Raw genomic sequence first — 9,356 nt, forward strand, 5'->3', positions numbered from 1 at the left:
GCCGTGCCGCCTGAACCGCGAGGCCGTCAGCCCAGCTCGGGGAACCAGAGCGCGATCTCGCGCTCGGCGCTGTCCGTCGAGTCGGAGGCGTGCACCAGGTTCTCGCGGTTGGACAGCGACAGATCGCCCCGGATCGTGCCGGCGGCCGCCTTGCGGCCGTCGGTCGCGCCGAACGGCACCGTCATCTTCGTGGGCGCCGTGGTGGTGGGGCTGATCCTCGCGGACGTGCTCTACCGGTGGGTCGAGCTACCCGCGATCGGGGTGGGGCGGCGGCTCGCCGCCCGCGTCGCGCGGCCCGTGTCGCGCGACGACGACCGACCGGTGGACACGGTGGTTGACGGCCCTCGGATCCCGCGCCCGCGCGAGGTGCTGGCCGACACCGTTCCGACGGCCTCCGGCCGAGCCCACCACCACGCGTGACCGGGGTCACCACCGCGGTTGTCACGGCACGCCCCGGTCGGACCGTCGTAGCGGTGTCGGATCGAACAGGGAGTTGGTCATGCAACGAATGAGGCTCTTCGAGGTCGCGCCGCAGGGATACCAGGCCGTGTCGGGCCTGGAGAAGTACGTCCAGGCGAACGTCGACCACACCGTGCTGGAGCTGGTCAAGCTGCGGGCGTCGATGCTGAACGGCTGCGCGTTCTGCGTGGACATGCACAGCCGCGACGCCCTCGCCGCCGGCGAGTCGAGCCGGCGGCTGTTCGCGGTGGCCGCCTGGCGGGAGGCGCTGTCGTTCTTCGACGAGCGGGAGCAGACCGCGCTGGCGCTCACCGACGCGGTGACCCGGCTCGGCGAGCACGGGGTGTCGGACGAGGTGTGGGACTCCGCCGCGAAGGTCTGGCCGGAGAAGGAACTGGCCGATCTGGTCCTCGCGATCGCCACAATCAACGTGTGGAATCGTATCGCCGTGACCACGCACACGGAGCCCCCGGCACAGGTGTGACGACCGAGGCGGCAGAGGCGGCCGGTGCGCTCCAGGCGCACCGGCCGATGCTGCTCGGGCTCGCCTACCGCCTGCTCGGCAGCCGGCACGACGCGGAGGACGTGCTCCAGGAGGCGTACCTGCGGTGGCTGGGCGTGGACCGCGCCACCGTGGCCGAGCCGCGCCGCTACCTGTCCCGGGTGGTCACCCGGCTGGCGATGGACCGGCTGCGGGCCCGGCAGGCGGCCCGCGAGACGTACGTCGGGACGTGGCTGCCCGAGCCGGTGCCGACCGAGCCCTCGCCGTTCGGGCCGCTGGACCGCGCGGAGCTGCGCGACTCGCTGTCCACCGCCCTGCTGCACGTGCTGGAGCGGCTCACCCCGCCGGAACGCGCGGTGTACGTCCTGCACACCGCGTTCGACCTACCGTACGCGGAGATCGCCGAGATCCTGGACCGGTCCGTCGCCGACTGTCGGCAGCTGTACCACCGGGCGACCGCGCGGGTACGGCAGGAGCAGCGCCGGTTCACCGCCAGCCGGCCGGAGCGAGAGCGGCTGCTGGACGCGTTCCTCGCCGCCGCCCGCGACGGTGACCTGACGAGGCTCACCGATCTGGTGGCCGCCGACGCCACCGCGTGGAACGACGGTGGCGGTCGGGTGCGGGCCGCCCTCAACCCGGTCACCGGCGCGGACCGGATCGCGCGGTTCTACGCCGGGGTCTACGGCCCGCGTCACCAGGTGACGATGGATCCGGTCGAGCTCAACGGGGAACCGGCGATGCTGATCACCCGCGCGAACGGCAGTCGGTACACGCTGACCATCGCCGCGGCCGACGGACGGATCACCGGGATCTACGTGGTCGGCAACCCGGCGAAGGTGCCGGCGGTCGGCTGAACCCCCGGCGCCGTCAGCTCAGCTCGGGGAACCAGAGCCCGATCTCGCGCTTGGCGCTGTCGGTCGAATCGGAGGCGTGTACCAGGTTCTCCCGGTTGGACAGCGACAGGTCGCCCCGGATCGTGCCGGCGGCGGCCTTGCGGCCGTCGGTCGCGCCGACCAGCCCACGGACCACGTCGATGACCTGGTCGCCGGAGAGCACCAGGGCGACCAGCGGGCCGCCGGTCATGAAGTCCTTCAGCGGCGGGTAGAACGCCTTGTCGACGTGCTCGGCGTAGTGCGCGTCGGCGAGCTCGGCGTCCATCGTCCGGTGCACCATCGCGTCGATCCGCAGCCCCTTGCGCTCGAAGCGGGAGAGGACCTCGCCGACCAGGCCACGGCGGACCGCGTCGGGCTTGATCAGCACGAGGCTGCGCTCATCCGGGCTGTTGCTGGACACGCTGGGTTCCTCCTGTACGCGCGGAACGCTTGGGATCGGTACGGTCAGCCTAGCGACCCGGTCCCGGCGCCGGCGCGGCGGCCGGTCTTTCCCCCGGTGGCCGATCCGGCCTAGCCTGGCCCTGACCCCCGGGAGGTCCACTGTGGCGAATGGCGGGAACCGGCCCATCGCGCCGGTACGCAAGCTCATCGGCACGGTGCTCGGCACCGTGGCCACCTTCGTCGTCCTCTTCGGGCTGGGCATGACCAGCTGGGCCATCGTGGCCCTCGGGGTCGCCCTGCTGGTGCTGGCGATCGCGCTGGCGACCGTACGCGGCGGCGGACGTACCTGGGTGGTCGGCGTGGCGCACGTGCACAGCGCCTCCGAACCACCCACCCAGTACGCGTTCGGCCGGTGCGAGCTGCAACTGGTCATCGACGCGCCCGGTCTGCCGCCCCGATCCAAGAAGATCATCGAGCCGCGGGTGCCGGTCTCGAAGTGGCCGTCCCTGGGTCAGACCCTGCCGATCCGGGTCGCGTTGGACGATCAGCGGCACGTCAAGGTTCTCTGGGACGAGGTGCCCACCCACGCCGAGACCGCGGCGGCCGTCGCCGACCTCCCACCGGAGTTCGGCGACATCGACGCCGTGGACGACGTGCTCATCCAGCAGGACGCCCCGCCGTGGGCCGACCGCGCGACGGACGACGACTTCCGGGACGGGCGCGACAGCGAGGGGTTCCTTGACCCGCGCAGCCGCGATGGTGACCCGTTCCGCGACGCCCGCGACGGTGACCCGTTCCGTGACGGTGACCCGTTCCGTGCTCCGCGCGGCCCCGACCCGCTGCGCGACGACCCGGCGCTCGCGCCCGACGAGCGCGAGCCGGTGGTGATGAGCCAGAGCCCGGGCGGCCCGGTGGTGCTCGAAGGGGTCGTCGTCGAGCCGCAGCCTGGCGGAGGGCTGCCCCGACGGGCCACCCCCGCACCGCGCCCACCGGCGGAGGAGCACTTCGACCAGCCCGGCGCGGACCCGCTCGCCCCGATTGACGACCGCGTCGACCAACCCGACGACCGCTTCGATCCGGCGCCCGACGACCGGCCCGCGACCGCCGGGGCCCGCCTCGACCCGCCCGCCGCGCCGCGCGTCGATCCACCTCCGGCGCAGCGCACCGGCCCGGTCGCCATGGATCCGCTGGACCCGCTGGACCTGCCGCTGGACGATCCGACCCCGAGCGGGACGGCCCGCGAGACCGTCACCGCCGAGGACCTGGACGAGGCGATCTTCGGGTACGACGGCGCGTCCGCGACTGACCCGGCCGGCCCGATCAGCGGCGTCGGCCTGACCCTGCTGGTCACCGACCTGTCCCGGTCGCTCGGCTTCTACCGCGACATGCTCGGCTTCAGCGAGGTCGACCAGGGCGCCGGCAATGCCGTGCTCGCCTTCGGCACGACCCGGCTGGTGCTGCGCGAGGTGACCGGGGCGGCGCCGATCAGCCGCCGACTGGTGCACGTCAACCTCGAGGTGGACGACATCGAGGCGGCGTACGGCCGGCTGCGCGACTCCGGGGTCCGCTTCACGTACGCGCCCCGGGTGGTCAACCGGGGCAGCAGGCTGGAGGTGTGGGCGGCGGCCTTCCGGGACCCGGACGGCCACGGCATCGCCCTCACCCAGTGGCGCGAACGCGCAGACGCCTGACCCGGCCGGTCCTTTCGGGGCATCGCCGGCCGCCTCGGCGTGTCAGCCGAGGATGACCCGGCGGACGTGCAGCGCGTACGCCCAGACCAGGGCGAAGATGATGCCCAGCACGAGCAGCGACCAGTGCAGCAGACCGGCCAGCATCAGCAGGCCCTGCAGCACGGTGCCGGCGTGCCAGGCCCAGGGGCGGCGCATCATGCCGGCGAGCAGGACGGCGGCAACCGCCAGGGCCACCACCGCCGCGATCGCGGCCCCGCCGAGGTCGCCACCGACCACCCGGATCGGCTGGATGGCCAGCAGCAGCACCAGCGCCTCCAGGCTGAGCGTCCCAGCGCCCAGGCCGCGTACCGCCCGCTCCGGGTTGCGCAGCCCGGACCGCCGCGGCTGCCCGGCCTCCGACTCCCCCACTGACGATCCGGCCGCGCCCTGCTCGGTAACCGAGCCCGCCTCGCCGCGCGACGCGCCCGCCTCGCCGACCGACGGGCCGGCGGGGCCCTCGGTGGCGCGCGGGTCCCGTTCCGGGCCGGTCATCGCTTCAACAGCCGGCGGGCGTCGGCCACCGTGACCACCGAACCGGTCACCAGGACCCCGACGCCGCTGAGCTCTCCGGGAACGTCCTCCTCGGCCAGTGCGACCGCCAGCTCGATGGCGTCCGGCAACTCCTCGGCCACCTCGACGCGCTCCTCGCCGAAGATCTCGGCGGCCAGCGCGGCGAGCTCCTCCGTCGGCATCGCCCGTGGCGAACTGTTGCGGGTCACCACCACGACGTCGGCCACCGGCTCCAGCAGCTCCAACAGGCTGCTCGCGTCCTTGTCGGCGAGCACGCCGACCAGCGCCACCAGCTTGCTGAACGCGAACTCCTCCTGCAGGGCGGTGACGGTCGCGGCCATGCCGTGCGGGTTGTGCGCGCCGTCGAGCAGGACGGTCGGGGCACTACGGACCCGCTCCAGCCGCCCCGGGGAGCTGGCCGTGGCGAAGCCCTCCCGGACGGCGTCGATGTCCAGCTGCCGTCGGGCCCCGGCACCGAGGAACGCCTCCACCGCGGCGAGCGCCACCGCGGCGTTCTGCGCCTGGTGCGCGCCGTGCAGCGGGAGGAACACGTCGTCGTAGACACCGCCGAGGCCCTGCAGTTTGAGCACCTGCCCGCCGACGGCGACCGCCCGGCTCAGGACCCCGAACTCGCCGCCCTCGCGGGCGATGGTGGCGCCCACCTCGGCGCAGCGTTCGAGGAGGGGACGCGCGGCCTCCTCCTCCTGCGCCGCGGCGATCACCGTGGCGCCGGGGTGGATGATGCCGGCCTTGGCCAGCGCGATGTCCTGGAGGGTGTCGCCGAGCCACTCGGTGTGGTCCAGGCCGATCGGGGTGATCACGCACACCCCGGCCTGGATGACGTTCGTGGCGTCCTCGGCGCCGCCGAGCCCCACCTCGACCACGGCGATGTCGACCGGCGCGTCGGCGAACGTGGCGAACGCCAGTGCGGTGGTCATGTCGAAGTACGTCAGCGGCTCGTCCGACCGGGCGTCGACCAGCTCCGCCAGCGGCTTGATCTCCCGGTACACCGCGGCGAACCGCTCCTCGCTGACCGGCTCGCCGTCCAGGCTGATCCGCTCCCGGACGGTCTCCAGGTGCGGGCTCGTGTACCGGCCGGTGTGCAGCCCGAACGCCCGCAGCAGCGAGTCGATCATCCGCGCGGTGGAGGTCTTGCCGTTGGTGCCGGTCAGGTGGATCGCCGGGTACGCCCGCTGCGGGCTGCCGAGCAGGTCGAGCAGCGACTCGATGCGGTCCAGTTCGAAGACCATGCGGGTGAAGCCGCGGGCGTTCAGCTCGGCCTCGGCGGCGGCGAAATCGGTACGGTCGGTCACGAGGGCAGTGTCTCCAGAGCAGCGTCGATCCGGACCAGGTCGGCCTCGGCGGTGGCGAGCCGGTCGCGGATCTTCGCGACGACCGGCTCGGGGGCCTTGCCGATGAAGGCAGGGTTGTCGAGCTTCGCTCGGGCCTGCGCGACCTCCTTCTCGGCGGCCGCGCGGTCCTTGGTCAAGCGGGCCCGCTCGGCGGCCACGTCGATCGACCCCCGGGTGTCCAACGCGACACCGACCGCGCCGGGCATGGCCAGCGTCGCGCTGGCCTGGAAGTCGTCACCGGCCGCGTCCAGCCGGACCAGCGACCTGATCAGCGGCTCGTGGGCCGCGATGCCGGCCCCGGCCAGCCCGTCCAGGCGGGCGGCCACCCGCTGCGTCGGGCGCAGCCCCTGGTCGGAACGGAACCGGCGGATCTCGGTGACCACCCGCTGCACGGCGGCCAGCTCGGCCTCGGCGGCGTCGTCGACAAGCGACCGGTCGGCCACCGGCCAGGCGGCGGCCTGCACCGTCTCGCCGCCGGTCAGCGCGAGCCACAGCTCCTCGGTGACGAACGGGATGACCGGGTGCAGCAGCCGCAGCAGCTGGTCGAGCACGTGCCCGAGCACCCGCCGGGTGGCGTCGGCCCGCTCGCCGCCCTCGGCGAGCACCGGCTTGCTCAGCTCGACGTACCAGTCGCAGACGTCGTCCCAGGCGAAGTGGTAGAGCAGGTCGCACACCTTGGCGAACTCGTACGCCTCGAACTGCTCGTCGACCTCGGCGGTGACGTGCGCCAGCCGGGACAGGATCCACCTGTCGACGGTGGAGAGCTGCTCGACCGGCGGCAGGTCGCCCGTGGTGTGCGCGCCGTTCATCAGGGCGAACCGGGTGGCGTTCCAGAGCTTGTTGCAGAAGTTGCGCGAGCCCTGGCACCACTCCTCGCTGACCGGCACGTCCTGGCCGGGGTTCGCGCCCCGCGCCAGGGTGAAACGGGTGGCGTCAGCGCCGTACCTGTCGATCCAGTCCAGCGGGTCGACCACGTTGCCGAACGACTTCGACATCTTCTTGCCGAACTGGTCACGCACCATGCCGTGCAGCGCGACCACGTCGAAGGGCGGCCGGCCGTCCATCGCATACAGGCCGAACATCATCATCCGGGCGACCCAGAAGAACAGGATGTCGTACCCGGTGACCAGCACGCTGGTCGGGTAGAACTTCGCGAGGTCCGGGGTCTGCTCGGGCCAGCCCAGGGTGGAGAACGGCCACAGGCCGCTGGAGAACCAGGTGTCCAGGACGTCCTCGTCCTGGTGCCAGCCCTCGCCGGTCGGGGCCTCCTCGTCGGGGCCGACGCAGACGATCTCACCCGCCGGGCCGTACCAGACCGGGATGCGGTGCCCCCACCACAGCTGGCGGGAGATGCACCAGTCGTGCATGTTGTCGACCCAGGCGAAGTAGCGCTTGGCCAGCTCGGCCGGCTCGATGCGCACCCGGCCGTCGCGGACCGCGTCGCCGGCGGCCTGCGCGAGCGGGGCGGTGTTGACGAACCACTGCAGCGACAGCCGCGGCTCGACAGTCGTCTTGCAGCGCGAGCAGTGCCCGACCGCGTGCACGTACGGCCGCTTCTCGGCGACGATCCGGCCCTGCTCACGCAGCGCGGCCACGATCGCCGGCCGCGCCTCGAACCGGTCCAGCCCCTCGAACGGGCCGGGCACGGTGATCACACCGCGCTCGTCCATCACGGTCAGCGCGGGCAGGTCGTGGCGCTGGCCGATCTCGAAGTCGTTCGGGTCGTGCGCGGGCGTCACCTTCACCACGCCGGTGCCGAAGCTCGGGTCGACGTGCGCGTCGGCGACGATCGGGATCCGCCGGCCGGTGAGCGGCAGCTCGACCTCGGTGCCGATAAGGTGCTGGTAGCGCTCGTCGTCGGGGTGCACCGCGACTGCGGTGTCGCCGAGCATCGTCTCGGCCCGGGTGGTGGCCACCACGACCTCGTCGCTGTAGCGGATGGAGATCAGCTCACCGTCGTCGTCGGTGTGCTCGACCTCGATGTCGGAGAGCGCGGTGAGGCAGCGCGGGCACCAGTTGATGATCCGGTTGGCTCGGTAGATGAGGCCGTCGTCGAAGAGCTTCTTGAAGATCGTCTGGACGGCGCGGCTCAGCCCCGCGTCCATGGTGAAGCGCTCACGGTCCCAGTCCACGGAGTCGCCGAGGCGGCGCATCTGGCCGAGGATCGCGCCGCCGGACTCGGCCTTCCACTGCCAGACCCGCTCGACGAACTTCTCCCGGCCGAGATCGTGTCGGGAGAGGCCCTCGGCGGCGAGCTGACGCTCGACCAGGTTCTGGGTGGCGATGCCGGCATGGTCCATGCCGGGCAGCCACAGCGCCTCGAAGCCCTGCATCCGCTTGCGCCGGGTCAACGCGTCCATGAGCGTGTGCTCGAACGCGTGGCCCATGTGCAGCGAGCCGGTGACGTTCGGCGGCGGGATGACGATGGTGAAGGGGGGCTTGTCGCTGTCGGCGGAGGCCCGGAAGTGCCCAGCGGCTACCCACTGCTCGTACCGTCGCTGCTCTACCTCGCCGGGCTGGTACTGGCCGGCAAGGGTCGGGGCGTCGGGGCGTCGGGCATCCAGTCTCTCGGTCACCTGACAAGTCTACGGAGGGCTTCTGCGGACCTGACGTGCGCCACCTGTCGTTCGCGTACGGTGTCGGCTATGTCCGACGCACATCTCACCGAACGGTCGCTCGACGACAGTCGCGAGCCGTTCGAACTGACCGAGGAGCCCATCCAGCTGAGCACCCGGGACACCGGGGGCGACCCCGACGAGCGGGCCGGCGGCTGGTCCCGGCGCCGCAAGATCGGTTGGGCGGTAGCGCTGGTCGTGGGTCTCGCGGGTGCGAGCGTGCTGGGGGTCGGCGGGTGGCGCGTGGCGCAGCAGAAGGACACCCGGTTGAGTTCACCCGATCAGGTGGCGGGGTTGACCCGGGACGACAGCGAGCGGGCCAAGAGCACGGCGGACTATCTGCGCAGCGGCCTGGCCGCCGACATCGAGCTGGACCGCAGTTTCGGCACCGTCTACCGCGACCCCGCCGACGACAAGCGCTCGGTGCTGATCTTCGGCGGCACCACGCTGCTCTGGCAGCCCGAGCGCGACCTGGACAGCCTCTTCGGCCTGATGTCCGACGAGACCGGCGCGGTGACCGGCCTGCGCGAGGTGCCGGCGGGCGACCTGGGTGGCGTCATGAAGTGTGGCAGCACCAGTGGCGACGGTGGCGACTTCGCGGTGTGCGGCTGGGCGGACCACGGCAGCGTCGTGATGGCGATGTTCCCCGGTAGGTCGGTGACCGACGCCGGCGCCCTGTTCCGCGACCTTCGCGGGGACATGCAGACCCGCGACTGATCCGCGCCCGTCCGGCGGCGTGACCTCGTTGAGCGACGCGCCTTCCCGGATGCCGGGGCATCCACGACCGCGGAAGCCCCGATATCAGCGGCGCCGAGTCGGGGAAACGCAGAAAAGGCCACCCCGAGGGGTGGCCTTTTCTGGAAGATTGTCCGGCGGTGTCCTACTCTCCCACACCCTCACGAGTGCAGTACCAT

9 protein-coding genes and 1 pseudogene are annotated in these 9,356 nt (G+C 72.4%); 5 read left to right on the top strand and 5 right to left on the bottom strand.

Annotation, left to right across the window (positions count from 1 at the left end; genetic code table 11):
* Nucleotides 1–26 precede the first annotated feature (26 nt).
* Nucleotides 27–170 (bottom strand): annotated as a pseudogene (locus ACGGAQ_RS32275) (nucleoside-diphosphate kinase); the annotation flags it as partial.
* Nucleotides 171–189: 19 nt separating this feature from the next.
* Between ACGGAQ_RS32275 and ACGGAQ_RS32280 the strand changes: the two are divergent.
* The 3 genes from ACGGAQ_RS32280 to sigJ all read left to right on the top strand — a co-directional run bounded on the left by ACGGAQ_RS32280 (nt 190) and on the right by sigJ (nt 1,815).
* Nucleotides 190–420 (top strand): hypothetical protein, encoded by a 231-nt coding sequence (locus tag ACGGAQ_RS32280; RefSeq protein ID WP_393055936.1) that lies wholly within the window; start codon nt 190–192, stop codon nt 418–420.
* A 79-nt stretch (nt 421–499) separates the two neighbouring features.
* Nucleotides 500–943, top strand: coding sequence for a carboxymuconolactone decarboxylase family protein (locus ACGGAQ_RS32285; RefSeq protein ID WP_393055939.1), 444 nt, complete (start codon nt 500–502; stop codon nt 941–943).
* The gene (gene sigJ / locus ACGGAQ_RS32290) at nt 940–1,815 is read left to right on the top strand and encodes an RNA polymerase sigma factor SigJ (RefSeq protein WP_393055942.1); all 876 of its coding nucleotides are present in this window, start codon (nt 940–942) and stop codon (nt 1,813–1,815) included. Before ACGGAQ_RS32285 ends, sigJ begins: the two co-directional genes overlap by 4 nt.
* A gap of 13 nt (nt 1,816–1,828) precedes the next feature.
* Here the strand turns inward: sigJ and ndk are convergent, their stop codons facing one another.
* Entirely contained in the window at nt 1,829–2,254 is a 426-nt protein-coding gene (gene ndk, locus ACGGAQ_RS32295) for a nucleoside-diphosphate kinase (protein WP_393055945.1), read from the bottom strand.
* A gap of 142 nt (nt 2,255–2,396) precedes the next feature.
* On the opposite strand from ndk, the gene ACGGAQ_RS32300 reads away from it, so the two are divergent.
* Entirely contained in the window at nt 2,397–3,926 is a 1,530-nt protein-coding gene (locus ACGGAQ_RS32300) for a VOC family protein (protein WP_393055948.1), read from the top strand.
* A 42-nt stretch (nt 3,927–3,968) separates the two neighbouring features.
* On the opposite strand, the gene ACGGAQ_RS32305 is transcribed toward ACGGAQ_RS32300, so the two are convergent.
* From ACGGAQ_RS32305 to ACGGAQ_RS32315, 3 genes are read right to left on the bottom strand one after another with little or no spacing between them, the layout of a single operon-like run.
* Nucleotides 3,969–4,457 carry a DUF4233 domain-containing protein gene (locus ACGGAQ_RS32305; protein ID WP_393055951.1) on the bottom strand — a complete coding sequence of 163 codons (489 nt, stop codon included), beginning with the start codon at nt 4,455–4,457 and terminating at the stop codon, nt 3,969–3,971.
* A complete protein-coding gene (locus ACGGAQ_RS32310; RefSeq protein ID WP_393055953.1) occupies nt 4,454–5,788 on the bottom strand; it encodes a bifunctional folylpolyglutamate synthase/dihydrofolate synthase in 1,335 nt (444 codons plus the stop codon). Before ACGGAQ_RS32310 ends, ACGGAQ_RS32305 begins: the two co-directional genes overlap by 4 nt.
* Nucleotides 5,785–8,403 carry a valine--tRNA ligase gene (locus ACGGAQ_RS32315; RefSeq protein WP_393055956.1) on the bottom strand — a complete coding sequence of 873 codons (2,619 nt, stop codon included), beginning with the start codon at nt 8,401–8,403 and terminating at the stop codon, nt 5,785–5,787. The genes ACGGAQ_RS32310 and ACGGAQ_RS32315 overlap by 4 nt, the downstream gene beginning before the upstream one ends.
* Nucleotides 8,404–8,472: 69 nt before the next feature.
* On the opposite strand from ACGGAQ_RS32315, the gene ACGGAQ_RS32320 reads away from it, so the two are divergent.
* Entirely contained in the window at nt 8,473–9,159 is a 687-nt protein-coding gene (locus ACGGAQ_RS32320; protein ID WP_393055959.1) for a hypothetical protein, read from the top strand.
* The last annotated feature ends 197 nt before the right edge of the window (nt 9,160–9,356 follow it).

It is taken from the genome of Micromonospora sp. NPDC047557 (assembly GCF_043205095.1).
Classification (GTDB): Bacteria; Actinomycetota; Actinomycetes; order Mycobacteriales; family Micromonosporaceae; genus Micromonospora.